The sequence below is a fragment of the Lignipirellula cremea genome, from assembly GCF_056501455.1.
Genome location: NZ_CM151415.1, coordinates 4,451,799 through 4,471,705, shown reverse-complemented (window position 1 = coordinate 4,471,705; position 19,907 = coordinate 4,451,799). Strand labels below are relative to the sequence as shown.

Here is a 19,907-nt window from a genome sequence, read left to right as displayed (position 1 = left end):
CCCGGAAAAGGGAAAGTCGCGCGGTCCGCACGCCGAAAGGGGCGGTCCCGCTCAGTCGGCGACCTTGGCGTCTGCTTCCAGCACATTGCGTACGACATCAGAGTAGGCTTCGAGCGTCAGAACGTTCCGGAGCGCGAAGCCGTGGCGATTTAAATCGTCGTCGGAATAGGTCGTGAACGCCCGCGGATTCGACGGGTGCACGCCGTCTCGGGCGATGAGCGTCGGCACGTCGTAGACGTCGGCGTTCGCGTCGGCGAACTTCTCCGCCGCGCCGTCCCAGTCGTCGGGACGGCGTGCGTGAATGGCCGCGGCATAGTCGATCAGCGGCACGCGAAGCTCGTTCGCCAGGTCACGCGCGATTTGCGCGAACTGGGCCGACTTCGCTTCCAGTCCATGTCGCGGCGGAATCGTGGTCAGCAGCACGATCGTGCCGTTCGCGAGACACGCTGCGACGACAGCGCGAAGCTTCGACCGGTACTCGTCCGCTTCGAGCGACGTCAGGTCGTTGGTGCCGAACATCACGACGGCGACCTCGGGATTCATCTTTTTCAACCAGGCGTCGACGTTCTCGTGCGCCCAGCGGACGGTCATGCCGCCCTCGTTGCCGAAAGCGGGGCCGCGCTGGCCTCGCCAGGTCTCGGGTGGCAGTCGGTTTTTCGCGATCTTCAGATCCTGCCGCAACTCTTCGGAGAGCCCCTTCGGATCGTCCGCGAGAGGCGCCCAGAAGGCCAGGCTGACGGTGATCGAATCGCCGAAGAGCGCGAGCGAGCCTTTTTCCCCGTCGAACTTCGCGTGAACCTCCCGCATCGCGTCGACCCAGGCCGGCTGTTCCTTCGGCAGATCGGCGTTCGTGAACGCGATTGCGGTCTCCGGACCATGATCGAAGGGCGCTTCGACTCCGACGGGCGACTCCGCCGGTTCGACGATCAATTCGCCGTTCATCGCCTTCCAGTGGCCGGGGAAGGTGCAGAGATAGGGGTAACGTCCCGGTTGCTCGGGCGCCTTGAACCAGATGGTCGATTTCTCGCGCGGCGAGACGACGTCGACGTACGCCAGCACGTCATCGGTCTCTGGAATGTAGTGCCGGAACGCGGCGTCGGGATCGGAGATCAAACGGTCGGCCAGCGTTCCGACCGCTTCCAGCGACCCGGGGCGAATCAGCGCCCAGTTGTGCGGCACGACGTCGGGATTCGACAGCGTCAGCGCGATCGGTTCGCCCGCACGGACCCGCAGCGTACGCGTCGCGAAGGAGAGGTTGCCGGCAGTCTCGATCGTGACGCCGCGCACGCCGGCGATTTTGTTCCGATGCGGATTCGGAGCGCTGCGCGTCGCCAGCGCCAGATCGGCGTGGATCGGATGAGGCTCGATCGTCTTCGCGAAGGGGCGATAGCCGGGAAGCGATGTGTACGGCTCGTCGAGAGCGTTGACGGTCGCGAACAGGTCGTGGAAAACGCCGTCGTTCGATTGCAGTCGCAAATGAAGCTGGTTCACCGGCTGCAACTCGGGCAACTCCAGGAAGAGCGCCTTTCCGTCCTCCAGCACATGAGCCGACGCGATGGTCACGACGTCGTGACCGCGAATGCCCCGGTGCCGCGACGAGAACTCCGGCGATCCGTATGCGGGGCCGTAGCGATAGTTCCAGCTTTGCGCGAAGTGACTCGCCGCATCCGACGCGATCATAGGGTCGAGCGGCTCGGCGAAGCGTATCAGCACGCCATTCTCGTGAACGTGCAGTCCGATCGGCAGTTGCGAGGGAGCGCCCGTGTAACGCACGCGCTCGAAGCAGCCGTCTTCGATCGCGTAAGCGCCCCAGCCCTGCATGCCGCTGACGTAAAGCTGACCATCGCTCGGCGAGAACCGACCGCGATGAACGCCGGATCGAAACTCTCCCGGCAGGGGCACGACGGCGCCCTGAAGCTGACCGCGAACTTCGTCCCGCAGGACCAGAAAGTAGGTGGAGGCGCCGAACGAAAAGTGCAGCGCATTCCCCTGGAGCGGACCCCAGCGATCGCTGTCGACGTAGGTTTGCCCGCCGCTGGAATTGTCGAGACCGCGGGGAAGGTAGACCATCGGAAGTTCGGGCGCCTTCCCCTCCACCGGTCCTCGATAGCCGAAGTGCGGAACGATGTCGGCGGCGACTGTATGGCCGTCGATTCCCTTCGTACGAACGGCGCAGATCATCGAGGCTGGCGTCCACTCGCCTTCGGAGACGGGAACCGTCACCACGCCGTCAGGATAGATGCCCAGGCCGTCCGGATTGCGAAGGCCGGTCGCGACGACCTTCGCCCGCTTGCCGTCCGAGGAGACGCGAACTACGCCCTGATTTCCCGAGGCGGTATAGAAGTTCCCCTCCGCATCGCGCTCCAGGCCGCAGATGAAGTCATGTCCCGCCGGCGAAGATTCGTACGCGGCGCTGAAGCGTTCATAGGAATCGAATTCGCCGTCGCGGTCCCAGTCGGTGAGCTTCGTGATCTGATCTCGGCCCAACACGAAAACTCCCTTGTCGTCGGCGACGATTCCGAGCGCGTGGTGCAGCCCCGATGCGACGCGGCGCCACGTCGCCTTCTTCGACGGATATTCGAAGCCGGAGACCTGCCAGACGTCGCCCTGCATCGTGCAGACGAGCGCCGAGCCGTCAGGCAGAAACGCGTGCCCGCCCGGGAAGATCGGCATCTTCCACGGGTTGTCGAAGGGGAGCCCGATCGTGTCGATGGCGTAGGGCCCCCGCTCCGACAGTTCGATCGCCGTTTCGATCCGCTGCGGCCAACGTTCGGGAAAGTCCTTGAGCAGTTCCTTCGACGGATGCTCGTCCGCCTTCGCGACGACGCGAACGAACGTTCCGTTCTCGACCGTTGGAACGTCGAGGTATTCGATGCCGTTCACCAGGTAGGCGAACAGAATCTGGTCGCCGACACGCCAGTAACCCCGATAATCGATGTTCCTGTCTACGACTCGCGGATCGGGATCGAGCCGCTCCGGCTCCGCGGGGCTAGACCCGGAACCGGGTTCCAGTCCGTCCATGAAACCGTGACGGACGGTCGAGAACTTGAGGAAGGGCCCCTTCCAGATCGCTTCGTAGGCGAGCGTCTCCGGGTTGAAGCAGACGTTGAGGCCGTCTTCTCCGCCGACGCGCACGCAGACCGCGCGCGGCACGGTCAGATCGCCCTTGCGGAAGACGCCGCACTGTACGGAGTCGAGCTCCGCACGACTCCATCCGTCGCTGGCCCACGTCTCTTCATTCTGCGTCCCCCAGTGTCCGAAGGGACCGCCGTCGAGGCCGGGAAACGCCGATAGCAACTGACCAGGGGCATACTCGTGCTCTGCTTCGGTCGCTGACTCGGCGGAGGTCGGCGCCGATCCTTCGTTGATTCGCTTTCGGAACCAGTCGGCCTGCCGCGCGTAGAAGTCGTACAGCCGATCGCGGTTGACGGGTCGATCGGCATAGGGCCAGTTCTCCGGTACGAGCGGCTGCTTGTCGTAAGGAAACGTCGCCGGCTGATGCAGGTGGGCCTGCGAATGCGCGATCAGCGTCTCGGACTGCTCGACCGTCGGTCCTCCGTCGCGACCGACGGAAATCACGAACGCGATCAGATCGAGAAGCTGAGCTTCGCTCATGGTGGCCGCGAGATTCTCCGGCATCAGGGTGCCGACTTCCCGGCGAAGTTCGATCTCCTCCTTGAGAAGTTCCGCTTCCTTCGCCGTGCCCGCGGTCGTGTCGCGGAAGACCAGTCGCTGGTCATCCTCGCGCACGATGTAGCCCTGGTACGACCGGCCCTCCGAATCGAGGAGGGAGTGGGCGACGTACTCCGGCTCGATCTTCCGCTTCGGCCAGAGGATCGCCTCGACCAGTTCCTCCGGCGTCCGCTTCAGCGCCGTCGTCGCCAGTTCGGGCCCGACCATGCCGCCGAAGCGACCGACCTTGTGACAGGAGAGACAGGCTGACGTCGCGGAAGCGAACGAGGTCAGTCCCCTTACTGGATCGCCCTGCTCCTTCGCCCGCCGCAGCAGATCCGCGACGCGTTCGGCGGAATACTCCGTCGTCGAAGCGTTCTCAGGCGGGGAGGCCGCGTTCTCTTCGGGTTCTGCCGGCGCTTCGTTCGGATCGGGCTTCCAGGTGCGATAGGTCGGCTTCGGTTCGGCCGCGTCGCCTTCGAATTGCGGCAGCAGCCAGTGCAGCCCGTCGAGGTTGTCCTTCAAACGCTCTTCGACGTCGTCCTGCGTATGGCCGATGACGCCGATCGGACCTGCATAGCCGGAGTCGCGAATCGCTCGCAGCAGGGCCGCGTCCAGTTCGCCCGCGCCGAGGGGCAGGATCTTCTTGCCGCGACGCTCCCCGTCCTCCGTCATGCCGTTCAGGTTCAGGCAGAGGAGATAGGGCTTCATCGCCTCCAGCGATTTCGCGAAGTCCTTCAGATGGTCGTGGGCGTGGTGCAGGTTGTAGACGATGCCGACATGGTCGGCGCCCTGCGTCTCTCGCAGCGCCTCGCAGACGGCGACGAGGTTCGCCGGCTCTCCGCCCCAGCCGCCATGGTTGTAGAGGCCCAGCTTCAGGCCCTCCTTGCGAGTTCGTTCCGCCAGCGGGGTCAGTTCTCGCACCGCCGCGGCGACGCGCTCTTCCTGCGAGGCGCCGGCGGGCGATGGCGCCGTCTGCCAGATCTGCGGATGGAGGTCGTACTTGCGAAAGAGTTCGAACGCCCGGTCGTGCGTGCCCCAGAAGGCGAAGAACTCGATCCCGTGCTTGCGGTACTGTTCGATCTCTTCCTCGAACGTGGCGACATGCTGTTCCCGCCAGTCGTACGCCACCCTCCGCAGGCCCAGGCCCCGCACCATCTCCGCCCGTTCGGCCGGCCCGCGATTCTTCGCGTCGAAGGGGACGATGCACCACGCGACGAGCTGCTCGTCCCGCAGATTCGCGGGCGTCTCCGCGATCGCGCGCTCGGCGCCGAGCGCGACCAGGATTCCGATAGCGGTCCCGAGGACGATGCGGATCGTCGCGAAGCTCATGTCGGCTCTTTCGGCGGGCGAAGCAGGCGGGATACGCGAAGGTCTGATCGATCTGTCGAAGATCGGTAGGCCGTCGCGTCGGCGATTGACGGAAATTATAACCGGTAGCCGATCCCCTTCTCTTCCGAGGCTCGTCGTCCATGTCCTCCGCGCGCGGTTCGCTGTTGTCGGGCCTGTTTCTTACGCTGGGTCTCTGCCTCGTCGCTCCCCTCGGCGCCTTCGCGGACGAGGCGGACGCGAAAGGGCCCCGTCGTCCCAACGTGCTGCTGATCTGCGTGGACGATCTGAAGCCGAATCTTGGCTGCTACGGCGACGATCTGGCGAAGTCGCCGCACTTAGATGCGCTCGCGAAGCGGTCGGTCGTGTTCGACCGGGCGTACTGCAATCAGGCCGTCTGTGCGCCTTCGCGCAACGCCCTGCTGACGGGCCTGCGCTCGACGACGCTGGGGATCTACGACCTGGGGACGAACTTCCGGAAGTCGCGTCCGGACGCCGTGACGCTGCCGCAGCATTTCAAGCAGCACGGCTGGCGGACGGAGGCGCTCGGCAAAATCTTTCACGTCGGTCACGGCAACCACGAGGACCCCGCTTCCTGGTCGGTTCCGCACTGGAAGGCGGACGTCATCGCCTACGCGCTGCCGGAGAGCCGGTCCAACGCCGGGCTGACCCGCGAGGAGGCGCTCTTCGCCGGACGGTCCGCGCAGGGGCTTCCCCGCGGCGCGGCGTACGAATCCGCGGATGTCGCCGACGACGTCTATCCCGACGGCGTTCTCGCAGAGGAGGCGATCCGCCGGCTGAAGTCCGCGAGCGCGAAGCCCGAAGAACCCTTCTTCCTCGCGGTCGGTTTCGTGAAGCCGCATCTTCCGTTCTGCGCACCGAAAAAGTACTGGGACCTGTACGACCGCGACGCGTTCGAACTGGCGGAAGTCCGTCAGCCGCCCGAAGGATCGCCCGGATTCGCGCCGCAGTTCGGCGGAGAGCTACGCCAGTATCGCGACATTCCCGAGAAGGGTCCGCTGGACGACGACCTGCAGCGAACGCTGATCCACGGGTACTACGCGTGCATCAGCTACATGGACGCGCAGCTCGGACGGGTCGTCGACGAACTCGACCGTCTGGGTCTGGCTGAGAACACGGTCATCGTGCTCTGGGGCGATCACGGCTGGCACCTGGGCGACCACGGCATGTGGTGCAAGCACACCAACTACGAACAGGCCGCCCGGATCCCGCTGATGATCGCGGCGCCAGGGTCGCGGGCAGGCTCGCGGTCGGACGGTCTCGTCGAGTCGGTCGACCTCTATCCGACCTTATGCGAGCTGGCGGGACTGCCCCTGCCGGAGAGTCTCGACGGCCAAAGCCTCCTGCCGACGCTTCAGGACCCCGCCGCCCCGACGAAGGACCACATCGTCCACGTCTTTCCGCGACAGGCGCCCGGGGTAGGCCCGGTGATCGGACGGGCGGTCCGGACCGAGCGCTATCGCCTAGTCGAATGGAAGAAGCCCGGCGCTCCGTCCGACTCGGCGGAATTCGAACTGTTCGATTACTTCCAGGATCCGCTGGAGCGCAAGAACCTCGCTTCCGAGCATCCCGAAGTCGTCGCCGAGCTCCGGCAGAAACTCGCCCAGCATCCTGAGGCGCTGCCGCAGATTCGCGGTCAGAAAGCCAAGCCGAAATCGTGATACCGCTTCGGACCGGTCGCTGGCAGTCCGTTGATTTTCGCCATCGTGGCGAAAATCACTCTCGACAAGTTCGAAACAAGATTCTCACGCCTCGCAAAACAGCGGAAAAGCCGCTGTTTTGACGCCGCATCCGTGCAGCGAACGCAGTTCGTTGAAAAAATCAACGAACTGCTATAAGCGACTTCCTGGGCAGGAGCATTATTTCGAAAATCTTTGATCTGCGTAAGCGAATACCCCATAATCGTGGCCTTCACGAGAGATCAGGGGCGCGTCCGTGGATTAGGGAGAACCGGATATGCGATTCGTACGAGCGGCGTTCGGCTTGGCTTTGGTCGCTTCGCTTTCCGCTTACGGTCAGGAGGTCGAGGATCCGCAGACGCAGACGGCGGAAGCGCCCGCTGCGGAGGTAGAGGTCGTCGAGGAGTCCGAGGAGGCTTACGTCCCGGACGACCAGGCGATTTCCAACGTCGACGAACAAGCGACGCACCAGCAGGTGCGGCTGATCGAGATCCCTCAGGCGACGAAGGTCAACGCGTTCTGTCTGGCGCAGGACGGGCGCATCCTGGCTGCATGCGGGACCTCTCAAGGCGAAGTGGCGGTCTTCGACGCCGACGGAAAACTCCTGGAATCGTGGGAGCTTCCCGTCACGCCTCAAGCGATCAACGTAGCGCCGGACGGTACGGTTCTGGTCGCCGGACAGGGCAAGCTGATTCGACTTTCCGCGAAGGGCGAAACGTTGCAGGAGGCCGATGCGCCGCATGCGGCCGCTCTTCGCGAAAACCGCGACAAGCTGCGGGAACAGGCGATCGCCAGCCTGAGCGGACAGGAGGTCAACCTCGAGGAGCAGGTGCTCCTGTACGAGAACATGCTGACCGAACTGACGAAAAAAGAGGAAACGGAAAAGCTCAACGACCAGGAGCAGCAGATTCTGAAGATCTTGCCCGCCCATATCGAGTCGATGAAGAAAATGGCGGCGGAGCAGGCCGATCAGCCCGAACCGGAAATCGATGAGACAGCGATCGAACGGCAGCTCGAAAGCATTTCGCAGCGCAAGTTGCAGGTCGCTTCGATCAGCAGCGACGGGAAGCATGTCTACGTCGCGACTCCGGCGCTGGCGGGCTATTCCTTCGACGTGTGGCGAACCGGCGCCGATTTCGGCGACGGCAAAGTCGTCGTGTCGGGACTCGTCGGCTGCTGCGGTCATATGGACGTTCAAGCCTGTTCGACCGGGATCTACGTTGCGGAGAACGCGCGTCATCGCGTCGCCTGCTTCGACAGCGAAGGAGAAGCGGTGAAGGCCTGGGGAAAGAGCGACCGCACGGGACTGGAGGGCTTCACCAGTTGCTGTAACCCGATGAACGTCTGCTTCGACTCCGAGGGGGACGTCTACACCGCGGAATCGAACACCGGCCGCATCAAGCGCTTCGGAGCCGACGGAACGTTCAAGCAGTTCGTCGGCGACGTCAAGCTGGTCCCCGGCTGCAAGAACGTCTCGATCGCCGTCTCGCACGACGACGCTCGCGTCTACATGCTCGACATCACGCGCAACCACATCGTGCTGATGGAGCGGAAGGATTCCGCGGCGGAAGCCGCCCCGGAAGCGGACGCCGCGACTCCTGAGTGATCCGTCCCAGGAAGCCGCGCATCGAATCGATGCGCGGCTGGCTTCGGCTATCTCGCCGGCGTTCTGGATCCCTGCATGCGCTCGGAATTCTCGGCGCCGACGGTCCCTCCGCTCACCGACGAGGCGCTGAAATGAGATCCGTTTCCCGCACCTGTTTCGTCGCGGCGTGCGTCGCCGCGGCGTGGTCGATGTCTCTCGCGACCGCCGAAGAGTCGACCGCGAAAGACGATCGCCGCCTGACGCTGGTCGTCATGGATCCGCTGGCCGCGCCGCTCTCCTGCCCCTGCGTCCAGGGATACGCGCAGCGGCAGTACGAGAAGCTCGCAACGCATCTTGAATGCGAACTCGGCCGCCCCGTCCGATTGCTCTTCGCGGAGGCCCTTCAGAAGGTCGACAAGGAAGAGCTTGAGGGCGGGTCGATCGACCTGATCATCGGCAAGGACTCCGTCGTCCGATACGACTGCGAAAAGGCGAAGATCGAAGCGACCGCCGTCGCGAGGCTGACCGATAAGACCGGCTCCACGACCCAGTTCGGCCTGATCGTGGTGCCGAAGGACGACCCCGCACAGAAGCCGGAAGATCTTCAGGGGTATCGAGTCATCTTCGGACCGTCGGAGGCGGCGGAAAAGCATTCGGCGGCGATCGAGTTGCTGAAGAGCGCGGGCGTCGAGCTTCCCGCGGAGCTCGCGATCTCTCCCGCGTGCAGCGACGGAGCGTGCGAGATCCTGGAGCGTCCCGAAGGCAAGGGAGCAGCCGTCATCTCCAGCTATGCGGCGCCTCTGCTGGAAGGGTGCGGCACGATCAAGAAGGGGGACCTCCGCGTCGTCGGCAAGACGAAATCGGTGCCGTTCGTGACCGCGTTCGTGACGGATGCCGTCGAGCCGGCCGATCGGAAGGCGATAAGGGCGGCGCTGTTGTCGGTCTCCGCGAAGCTTGAACTCTGCGCTTCGCTGGAATCGCTGATCGGGTTCGTGGCGACGGCGCCGGAGGAAGCGGCTTCGAGCGCGGTCGTTCCGGACGCCGTACGGCCCGACCCCGAGGCGCCCGCGTGGAGCGGCTGGCGCGGACCGAATCGCGACGGTCGCTATCCCGTTCTGCCCGCGACCCTTCCTATCGAGCCGAATGTCGTCTGGAAGGTGAATCTGCCGTCATCCGGACTGGGAGGCATCGCCGCTGACGAAAATCGCGTTCTGATGGGCGACCGGGATCTGACCGGGTTCCAGGATTCGTTTCGGTGCTACGACGCAGCCACCGGCTCGCTGCTCTGGAAGGTGGAGTATCTCGCGATCGGGAAGCTCGATTACGGTCAGTCGCCGCGAGCGACTCCCTGGATCGAAGGCGATCGGGCGCTCCTGCTCGGCGCATTCGGCGATCTCCGTTGCGTGGCGATGGAGGACGGCAGGACGCTCTGGAAGCGGAACTTACGCTCCGATTTCAAGGCGAAGGCCGAGATGCCGTGGGGCTACTGCGGTTCGCCCATGGTCGTCGACGGCAAGGTGATCGTTCAGGCCGGCGGCCCCGAGGCCTCGCTCGTCGCGCTGCAGATGAGCGACGGCGCCGTCGCCTGGAAGTCCCCCGGCAGAGCGCCCTCGTACGGTTCGCTGATCGTCGGCGAGTTCGGCGGCGTGCATCAGATCGTCGGACATGACGTCTCCACGCTCGGCGGCTGGGACGTGCGAACCGGAGATCGTCTCTGGACGCTGGAGCCTTCCGTCGAGGGCGACTTCAACGTCCCCACGCCGGTCGTCGTCGGGTCGAACCTGCTGGTCGTCACCGAAGGCAACGGCGCCCGGCTCTATCGATTCGCGTCCGACGGCACGATCGATCCCGAGCCCGTCGCTCGAAACCGCAAGCTTGCGCTCGACATGAGCACGCCGGTCGTGACGGCTGGCCGCGTGTTCTGCGTGAACCGGTTCCTGTTCTGTCTGGACGCCGTCGATCTGAACGAGATCTATCGCCAACGCGACCAGGCGCTCGGCGACTATGCCGCGATCATCGCCGACGACGAACGCGTCCTGATCGTCGGCAAGGGCGAGCTTCTCCTCGCCGACGCTCGGAGCGACGAGTTCTCGCTCATTTCCCGGCTGCGATTCGACGAGCCGATCGAGTCGTACTCGCACCCGGCCCTGGTGGGCGACCGGCTCTATCTGCGGGGCGAATCGGCGCTCACCTGCTTCGAGTGGAACTGAATCGATTCGCCGATGATGGCGGTCCGCGAACGGGGCGAAGCGGCGATTACTTCGTCGCCTTCGCCGGACGCTCCAGTCGCTGGGCATCCTTCAGAAGCTGCGCGCGAAGGGCCGCGTACTCCACATCCTGCACAGGAATCTTCTCGTCGAGCGCGAGCGACGCGGCGGTCGCGGCGCTCTGCCCCAGGACCATGAAGACGGGCTCCATACGAATGCTGCCGAACGCGATGTGCGAGGCCGAAACGCAGATCGGCACGAGCAGGTTCTCGCACTCCTCCCGCTTCGGCGTGATCGCCTGATAGCTGATCGGGTAGGGCCCGGCGACGCCCGTCTCGATGTTCCCTTCGTTCCGGACGTGCCCGTCGGCGGTGACGTAACGCTGCATGTGGTGCGAATCCATGCCGTACGCGGCGAGCCCGACCGAGTCCTCGACCGTTTCCTTGTACTGGCAGTGCTTCTGGGTCATCACGACGGGGCCGATCATCCGGCGGGCTTCGCGAACGTATAGCTGTTCCTGCCAGCCGTCTTCCCGTTCGAACTCGTCCTTGCACGTGCCCCAGCGGGAGACCTCCTTGCGAATCTTCTCGGGCACGCGGGGATGATTGGCCAGGGTCCACATCAGCCCCTGCTGGTGCGCGCGGTGGCGTTCGACGATCTTCGCCCGCTCTTCGTAGCTCGCCTCGGGATAGTCGTAGTTTTGGCCGATGAAGTCGGTCGAGAAGCCGTCGCGGTTGTTCGTGTCCGTCTTGCGGTTCGGCATCGAAGAGTTGATCCACGGCACGCGATCGTGGCCTGCCTCATAATTGCGAAGCAGCAGTTCGTAGTTCCGTTCTTCGTAGCCGTCGGGCTTCGCGAACGGAATGCGATTCTCCGGATGGTCGGTCAGGCACATGCGGAAGCAGTAGGCCTGAATCCGCTTGTCGCCCGCGCCTGGCTCTCCTGGCCCGTTCCGATCGATATGGGGAAGCAGCCCGCTTGAAGGATCGCCCTTCACGACGTAGGGATCGACGCCTTTGACGAAGTTATGGTTGTTCGATCCGGGGCCCTGCGGCTGCACGCCGTTGTACGATTCGCCGTACTGATCGCTCGGCTCGCGACCGATCGCGTACGACACGCCCGCCTCGGCCAGCAGATCGCCTTCGTACGTCGCGTCGATGAAGTAGGCGCCGCGGTAGGTTTCTCCCGACTCCATCCGGACGGCGACGATGCGGGCGCCTTCTTTCGTGACGCCGTCGCCGCTGCGATCGAGACGCTGGCCGTAGAAGACCGGCACGTCGTGTTCGCGAACCAGGTCGTTCATGATCTTGAGCGCGACCGACGGCTCGAACGTCCACATGGCGTCTTCGTTCGCGTCGGTCTTGGTCTGCCCGCCGTCGCGATATTGCTCCCGCGTCTGCCATTTCCAGGCGGCGGGGTCGGAATAATGCTCACGGACGCGTCCGTAGAACTCGCGACTGACGCCGCCGATCGCGGACTTGTTGCCGATGTCGGTCTGGCCCAGGCCGCCGGTCGTCAGCCCGCCGAGGCGATGCGTCGGCTCGATCAGGGCGACCGTGCGACCCAGGCGCTTCGCCTGCACGGCGGCGGCGACGCCGGCGCTCGTGCCGCCGTAGACGACCAGGTCGTACGTCGACTGCTCTTCCGCACGAGCGGCGAGCGGAAGCGTGAGTATCGTCGCCACGACGGCGACGAGCGTTCGGAAGACGAGGAGCGGCGACATGGCGAACATGCGGGGAGAGCGGGAGAAGACGCGAGAAGCGCTGACACCGCCAAAGTCTACTTCCGCGTCCTCCGGCGAACTACGCGGGCGGCGTAAACGGAGAGGTTCGAAGCGCGAGAGGCGCTCGACATTCGACAACGATCGTCTGCACTCGCTACAACGGAGATCCGCCCGGCCTGCCCTTTGTTTCTTCGGATGCGTTTCTTCGAATGCCTCCCCTCCCTCCGACGACTCCTGCCATGACGAAGCTTTTCGATCGCGCGCGTCTCCTCGCTGTTCAGGCTGCGATCCTCGTGCTGTTCGGCGGCAGTCTCGGCAGTTCGCTTGCTGCTGCGGAACCGAAGGCCGCGCCCGAGGCGGAGCTTGTCGACGTGCGAAAGATCTGGGATCAGGCGCCGCACAACGCCTTCACGGACCTGGTCCGGTTCAAGGAGAGATGGTTCTGCACGTTTCGCGAGGGAGCGGGTCATGTCTCGCCCGACGGTGCGCTACGCGTGATCGAGTCGACGGACGGCGAAACCTGGACCTCCGCCGCGCGGATCGAGTCGAAGAATTCCGACCTGCGCGACGCGAAGCTCTCCGTCACCCCGCAGGGCCAGTTGATGCTCACCGGCGCGGGCGCGCTGCATGACAAGGCGAAGCAGACGCACCAGTCGCTCGCCTGGTTCTCCGACGACGGTCGTCAGTGGAGCGAAGCCCATCCGATCGGCGACCCGGACTTCTGGCTCTGGCGCGCGACCTGGAACGACGGCAAAGCGTACGGAATCGGTTACAGCGTCGGCGACGAGCGCTCGGTTCGCCTGTACGAGAGCGCCGACGGCAAGTCCTACTCGACGCTGGTCGAGAACCTGTACGACGCCGGTTATCCGAACGAATCGTCGATCGTCTTCGACAAGGACGTCGCGTACTGCCTGCTTCGACGCGACCCCGGGAACGGTCTGCTCGGAACTTCGCACGCGCCCTACCGCGACTGGACGTGGAAGGACCTCGGCAGGCGAATCGGCGGGCCGCAGATGATTCGTCTGACCGACGGACGCTACGTCGCGGCGGTGCGCCTGCATGAACCGACCGTTCGGACCGCTCTCTGCTGGATCGATCCGCAGGCGGGAACCCTGGAAGAGTTTCTCTCCCTCCCCTCGGGAGGCGACACGAGCTACGCCGGACTCGTCGAGCACGACGGCCTGCTGTGGGTCAGCTACTACTCGTCGCATGAAGGCAAGACGAATATCTACCTTTCAAAGGTGCGCCTTCCGCCGCTGGCGCCGGGCGAAGGGAGCTGAAACGATCAAGGGCTTTCCGGCGATTCGCGAAGACGACGCCGATCGTCGGGAGCGGGGATCGGCAGGCCGACCGACGACGGAAAACTCCGCACATCCCCTGCATCGGGAATAGATTGAAGAAGCCCGTACGATCGGGTACCGTGCAGGGAACGACGGTCGTCGCGGGGCGAATGTCAGCCCGGTTCGATCGATTGGCCGGTAGCGCCGATTCGGAGGGTTGCGCACGACGGAACCTGTAGGGAAGAAAGGGTTCTTTCGTTCCCTCCCGGCGTGGCTGAATTATCGTTGAGAGCAATGCTGGTCGTCGGCGCCGGAGGCGCAGACCCGCGCCGGTCTGCGTTCGTCCGAACGGTTCCTGACGAAATCGGTCGGTTCCGATCGACTTACGAGACGCTCCCTGCTCCCCGCCCAGAATACGCCGACGCTCGTTCGCTCTCCTCCGCTCGGCGCCGATAGATCGCGTCCCACCTGTTTTATGACGGAAGCCGAAACGGAAACTCTGCCGCGCCGGAGGCGGTCGCAACGCGATCGTCGGGCGACTCCGTCGCCTGCCGCAACGCCTTCGCCTCCGATCTCTGTGTCGGGCGATATGGAGGTCCGCGTCTACTCGGCGTCGTCGCAGGTTCGTCGGCCGCTGACGCTCTTCCGGGCGATGTTCCGGGATCTGATTTCGGGACAGGAACTGGCGTGGCGGCTCTTCGTACGCGACGTCACCAGCGAGTATCGCGACAGCGTGCTGGGCTACTTCTGGATTCTGCTCCCCCCGCTCGGCGCGACGCTCGTCTGGGTTCTGCTGCGGAACAGCGGGATCATCGCACCTCAGGAGTTGAAGATCCCCTATATCCTGTTCGTGCTGACCGGATCGCTGCTGTGGGAGAGCTTCGTCGGCGCCCTGTCGCGGGCGCAGGATTCGGTCCTCCGAAATCAGACGATGCTGGCGAAGGCGCGGCCGAACTACGAAGGGCTGCTCCTCGCGTCGTTCTGGTACGTCTGCCTGAACTGCGTCATTCGTCTGGCGATCGTCTACGTGGCGACGTTCGCGTTCACCGGATCCATTCCCTGGCAGGCGTTCGCCTTCGCACCCTGGGCCATCTTCACCTTGCTCCTGTACGGGTTCATGGTCGGGATGCTGCTCGCCCCGTTTTCGGCGATGTTCCGCGACGTGCAGCGCGTGATGGGAATGATTTTCGGATTCTGGTTCATGGCGACGCCCATCGTCTATTCGCTGGAGCCTGACTCGCCGCTGATCCTGATCAACCCGGTCGCGCCGCTGCTGCTCACCTGTCGCGATCTGCTCACGACGGGCGATTTCGAGATGCCGATCCTGTTCACGATTTACACGACGCTGACCTTCCTGTTCTTCGTGCTGACCTGGGCGTTCTATCGGATTTCGATTCCGCACATCATGGCACGTACGGGAGGCTGATCGACGATGGCGCCGGCGAGTCGCGACAATTCCTTCAAGCTTCCTCCCGATACGATCGCGTCGCTGTCGCACGTATCGAAGAAGTACTGCATGAAGCTCAAGCGCTCCCTGGCGTTCGGGGTGCAGGACATCGCGCGGGAGCTGCTCGGCTACGGAGGGAACCTGACGCTCCGCAAGGACGAGTTCCTCGCCGTCAACGACGTCAGCTTCGAACTGAAAGCGGGCGAATCGGTCGCGCTCATGGGGCGGAACGGCTCCGGGAAGAGCACGACGCTGAAGCTGATCGCGGGGCTGCTCAAGCCCGACGCCGGCACCGTCGCGTATCGCGGACGCCTCTGCCCTTTGATCGAACTGGGCACCGGTTTCAACCCGATCCTCAGCGGGCGGGAAAACATCTACATCAACGCCGCGGTCCACGGCATTCCGGGCCGCGAGGTGAAGCGACTGTTCGACCGGATCGTCGACTTCGCCGAAATCGGCGACTTCATCGATTCGCCGCTTCGCACGTACAGCTCGGGCATGACGGTTCGCCTCGGCTTCGCGATCGCGACGCAGCTTCGGCCCGATCTTCTGATCGTCGACGAAGTGCTCGCGGTCGGCGACATCGCCTTCAAGAGCAAGTGCGTATCGCACCTCCTGGACCTCAAGCGCCAGGGGACGTCGATCGTGCTGGTGTCCCATATCAGGTCGCACGCCGCCGAAATCTGCGACCGCACGATCGTCTTCGATCGCGGGAAGATTCACTGCGATCTGCCCGTCGACGAGGGCATGGACGCGTACGAGAAGCTGCTGCAACTCGACGAAGAGGCGCGACTGCGATCCGCCGGCGAAACCGAAGGCGAGAAATTCGCGAGCGTGCGACAGCGCAAAAAGTCGGTTAAACGCCGCCGTCGTCGCAAGAGTCCTGAACTCGTCGGCGAGAACGGTTCGGCCGGCTCGGGCGAGGTCGCCGTGCGTCGTCGACGACGAACGCTGTAGCGTCGTCGCGATTCCCCCGATCGATACGTCCGGCGCTTCCGGGCGTTTTCCCTGCGATCGCTGTCAGCGCTCGGCGTGCTGACGTCGAGCATCGTCCTAGTCTTGACTGGGAGCGAACGCCGGGCACGACTTCACTGTCCGCCGCTTCGCTCGCCTGGACTTCGACCGCTCCGCGAGGCGTGCGCCTCCATGAACTCTCGACCCTACCCCTGCCTCGGCTGTTACGCGACCGGAAGGCGCCGTCGTCGCGTTCCGCGTCGCCGGGGCGCCTTGGTGGCTGAGGCGATGATCGCGCTGACGATCGCGGTCGCCGCTTCGTCGATCATCCTGATCGCGATCGAGGAATCGGTCACGCGAACGCTGGTGGAAGAAGACCGCCAGGTCGCACGCGATACGGCCGACCTGCTCTTCGCCGAGATGGAACTCGTCGCGTGGAACGATCCGGGCGCGACCGAGGACGAGTGGCCGCTCCGCGCCGAATCGGGCGAAACCGCTACGCATTCGCGAGCAGGCTACGACGACCTGGGAGACTACAACGGCATCGCTCCGCCGCGGCTGTTCGATCGCTTCGGCAAGACGATCGGCGTCGGCGATCACTCCGGCGCCAACCGGCCCGTCGATCTGCAGATGAATTCCGGCGCGGCGGAACGGATCAAGTTCACCGTCGAAGTCCGATACGTCTCCGAGTTCAATTTCTGGGACGCCGCGACGTCGCCCACGAACGTGCGACACGTCATGGTCATCGTCCATCATCGCGTGCCGCCCTACACGGAAATCGATCGCTTCCATCGCTGGTTCGTGAAGCCGCTTCCCCACTGAGCGAGCCGTCGTTCGATCGCTCATCCACCGCTTCGGAATCACGGAATCGATTTCAGGTAGGAGATCAGGTCGGCCATTCCCTGGACGTCGATCTGCCGTTCGAGTCCCTCGGGCATGATCGACAGGCCCGAGCTTCGCATCGATTCGATGTCGGTGCGGAGGCGCGTCTCGCTCGTTCCGCCCGCACGGGTGAGCGTCACCGAAGTCGCCGTCTCCGCGGAGACGATGCCCGAATAGGTTCGTCCGTCCGAGGTCAGAACGGAGAAGTCGAGGTAGGCCGGGTCGACTTCGCGATTGGGATCGAGCACGTTGGTCAGGATCGTGCCTGCGCCGCGAGCGCCGATGCCTTTCAGGTCCTTCCCGATCTCGTGCCCTTCGCCCTCCAGGCGATGGCAGTTCGCGCATTCCTTGCGAAAGATGACTCTCCCGCGATCGGCGTCGCCTGGCGTTTCGAGAGCGGCGGCGTAACGTTCGAGAACCTCCGCGCGATCGGCGTTCGCGGACTTGCCGAAGACAGCTTTCGCGCGTTCGGCCACGCTCGGATCAGAATGGTCGAGCAGTCGCTGCCGCCGGGACGTGTCGACGACGGACGCGGACAGGCTTCCCTGCTCGAGTCGCGCGAGCAGCGTCTCGATGCGAGCGGGTCGCGCGAACAACGCCTCCAGCGCCTCGCCGCGAACGGCCGGACTGAGCGAGGCGAAGCGATCGAGGAGCGCCCCGGCGACTCCCGGATCGTCGTAGGCCGCGAGCGCTCCGATCGCGACCGTCTGCACCGCCTGAGGCTGAGTCGGATCGATCTGCCGCGCGAGCAGGTCCTTCGCTTCGGCGAACGGGCCCAGCGCGAGCGACCGCATCGCGTTCCCGCGCTCCGCCGGATCCTTCGAAGCGTCCTCAGCGATCCTGCGCGATTCGGCGAGCATCTCGCTCAAGATCTTCAGCGTCCGCTCGTCGGCGGCCTCGCGCAGAGTCGCCGCGGACTTCGCGTCCCGCGAAGCGGATTCCGCCAGAGCCAGAATCAGTCGACGCGACGCGTCAGGCGAAGCGTTCGCGAGATCGGCAGCCTGCCGCATGGCTCCGACGATCTTCGCCGGCGGCCCTTGCGCCGCGATCTGCTTCGCCAGAGAAACTAAGAGTTCGGTTCCGCCCGCCTGATCGGCGAACGTTGAATCGCGTGCGAGCGCCGCGAACAGTTCGTCCGCTCCCTCCGCCAGCGAGCTTTGGATCGCCATGCGGACGAAGCGGTCGCCGCTGTCCCGCCTCGCGATCTGCGCCAGCGCGGCGATGCGTTCCGGATGCTCGAACTCTCCGAGCGAAAACGCCGCCTGGTATCGCACCCGCGGATCGGGATCGTTCGCCATCGTCAGCAGCGCCGCCGCGACTACTTCGCTCCGCTCGTCCGCGGCGAACGATTCCGACAGGCGAATCGCCGCTTCGCGCACGCGAGGATGCGCATCCTTCATCGCGGCGATCACGTCGTCGACGCGAAGGTGGCCGAGACCCGCGATCGCGAAGAGCGCCTGCACCCGACCTACAGCGATCGTCGAGGACGCGATGAGAGTTCGCGCCGCCTCGACGACCGAGGCGTCCTGACGCTCATAGATCAGCCGCGCTGCCGTTTCGCGCGTCCAACCGTTGGAATGATCGAGATAGTCTACGAGCTCGCGCGTCGAGAGATCGCCCAGCCGCACCAGCGCTGGTCGCTCAAAACCGTCAAGGACCACGCGATAGATACGCCCCTGCTCGCGTCCGCTCGTCAGGTCGAGATGCTTCTTGATGAGGGGCGGCAGGCTCGCGGGATGCTCGATCACCTCTCGCGACATGTCGAGGATGTAGAGCCCGCCGTCGGGTCCGTTCGCCATGTCGACCGGTCGGAACCAGATATCGCTCGACGCGAGAAATTCCCGCTTGTCGTCGACCCGATGACCGACGGCCAGCACGCCCTGCTCCGTGAGCGACTTGCGGTGGACCAGATTGCTGCCGACGTCGGCGATGAAGACCGTGTCGCGAAAGCCTTCGCCGAGCGCGTCGCCGGTGTAGACGGTCGCTCCCGTCGCGCCGGTGAAGTAGCCCGCCGGCGCTCCGCCCCCCTCGACGATCCCGGGCACGATGCCTTGCGCCCGAAGACGGGTTCTCACGATCCGCCAGGGCTCGACCGGGCTCTCGCGGAAAACAGGCGCCTGCGGACCGTCCGCCGCGATCGAAACGTTCGCGGGCGGCGCGACGAGATACGGGTTCCGCGCGACGTAGCGGTCCTCGTACGCGATCATCTGTAGGTGATCGCTGTTCGCCGAAACGAAGCGTCGCCCGAACGCGTCGATCGAGTGGCCATGCTGGCCTCCGCCGCTCTCGGGCCGGATCGTCATCGAGCGCGGGTCGATCGAGAAGTCCCGCCGCCGCAGCGAGAGCGCCGGCTGATCGGGATAACGCAGGCTGCGAACCTCCGCCCCGGAACTGCTGGTCGTTCCATAGAGGCGATGATCGAGCCCCCAGCGAAGCCCGTTCACCAGTCCCTGCACGTTCGTCCGTGCGAAGCCGTCGAAGACAATCTCACGCTGTTCGGCCTGACCGTCGCCGTCCGCGTCGCGAAGGTAATAAATCTGAGGCGCCGCCGCGACGAACACGCCCCCCTTCCAGCAGGCGATCGCCGTCGGCCAGGAGAGGTCCTCCGCGAAGAGATGACTCTTATCGAAGCGCCCGTCGCCGTCGGTGTCTTCGAGCAGCCGCACTCTTCCGAGACGCTCGTCGGCCTGCTCGCTGTAGTCCCGCATCTCGACGACGTAGAGCCGGTTGTTCTCGTCGAACGCGCAGGCGACCGGGCTGGCGATCAGCGGTTCGGCGGCGACCAGTTCGACGCGAAAGCCATCCAGCGTGCGAAACGAAGCGAGCGCTTCTTCGGCTGATCGGGGCCGCAGGCGGGGAAGTTCCGCCGCGTAATCGCGATCGACGGAATCCGTCTCTGCGATCGGCTCCCAGGCTGCAGGGTTCTTCTCCTGACCGATCGCGGGCGCGAGCGATCCGGCGGCGACGAGGAGCAGCGCGAGCGCCAGGACGATCCGTTCGTGACGCGGCATAGGGCTTCTGCGGAGGGAAGTCTCGGCGGGGCAGACGTCAGGGCGGTCGAGCCGGTTTTAGCCGGTCGAGCGGCGCGGCGCCAACCCTTTCGCGAACGATCGCCCGCTCGGCGCCAG

General features: G+C 64.9%; 10 protein-coding genes. 7 read left to right on the top strand and 3 right to left on the bottom strand.

What is annotated here, in order from left to right:
- Positions 1-51: 51 nt before the first annotated feature.
- Entirely contained in the window at positions 52-5,004 is a 4,953-nt protein-coding gene (locus SH602x_RS17350; protein ID WP_479473516.1) for a GDSL-type esterase/lipase family protein, read from the bottom strand.
- Positions 5,005-5,144: 140 nt separating this feature from the next.
- Here SH602x_RS17350 and SH602x_RS17345 point away from each other — a divergent pair, with 140 nt between their 5' ends.
- From SH602x_RS17345 to SH602x_RS17335, 3 genes are all read left to right on the top strand, one after another.
- Entirely contained in the window at positions 5,145-6,683 is a 1,539-nt protein-coding gene (locus SH602x_RS17345) for a sulfatase (protein ID WP_479473515.1), read from the top strand.
- 295 nt (positions 6,684-6,978) lie between these two features.
- Positions 6,979-8,307: an NHL repeat-containing protein gene (locus SH602x_RS17340; protein ID WP_479473514.1), complete on the top strand. Its 1,329-nt coding sequence runs from the start codon at positions 6,979-6,981 to the stop codon at positions 8,305-8,307.
- Between the two features lie 131 nt (positions 8,308-8,438).
- The gene (locus SH602x_RS17335) at positions 8,439-10,496 is read left to right on the top strand and encodes a PhnD/SsuA/transferrin family substrate-binding protein (RefSeq protein WP_479473513.1); all 2,058 of its coding nucleotides are present in this window, start codon (positions 8,439-8,441) and stop codon (positions 10,494-10,496) included.
- 46 nt (positions 10,497-10,542) lie between these two features.
- Here SH602x_RS17335 and SH602x_RS17330 read toward each other — a convergent pair whose 3' ends face one another.
- A complete protein-coding gene (locus tag SH602x_RS17330; protein WP_479473512.1) occupies positions 10,543-12,216 on the bottom strand; it encodes an FAD-dependent oxidoreductase in 1,674 nt (557 codons plus the stop codon).
- 239 nt (positions 12,217-12,455) lie between these two features.
- On the opposite strand from SH602x_RS17330, the gene SH602x_RS17325 reads away from it, so the two are divergent.
- The 4 genes from SH602x_RS17325 (at position 12,456) to SH602x_RS17310 (ending at position 16,719) form a co-directional block, all read left to right on the top strand.
- Entirely contained in the window at positions 12,456-13,496 is a 1,041-nt protein-coding gene (locus SH602x_RS17325) for a sialidase family protein (RefSeq protein ID WP_479473511.1), read from the top strand.
- A 577-nt stretch (positions 13,497-14,073) separates the two neighbouring features.
- Positions 14,074-14,922, top strand: a complete 849-nt coding sequence (locus tag SH602x_RS17320; protein ID WP_479472270.1) for an ABC transporter permease — start codon at positions 14,074-14,076, stop codon at positions 14,920-14,922.
- Between the two features lie 6 nt (positions 14,923-14,928).
- The gene (locus tag SH602x_RS17315) at positions 14,929-15,900 is read left to right on the top strand and encodes an ABC transporter ATP-binding protein (RefSeq protein WP_479473510.1); all 972 of its coding nucleotides are present in this window, start codon (positions 14,929-14,931) and stop codon (positions 15,898-15,900) included.
- A gap of 189 nt (positions 15,901-16,089) precedes the next feature.
- On the top strand, positions 16,090-16,719 hold the full coding sequence (locus SH602x_RS17310; RefSeq protein ID WP_479473509.1) for a hypothetical protein: 630 nt from the start codon (positions 16,090-16,092) through the stop codon (positions 16,717-16,719).
- A 38-nt stretch (positions 16,720-16,757) separates the two neighbouring features.
- Here SH602x_RS17310 and SH602x_RS17305 read toward each other — a convergent pair whose 3' ends face one another.
- Positions 16,758-19,790 carry a PVC-type heme-binding CxxCH protein gene (locus SH602x_RS17305; protein ID WP_479473508.1) on the bottom strand — a complete coding sequence of 1,011 codons (3,033 nt, stop codon included), beginning with the start codon at positions 19,788-19,790 and terminating at the stop codon, positions 16,758-16,760.
- Between the last annotated feature and the right edge of the window lie 117 nt (positions 19,791-19,907).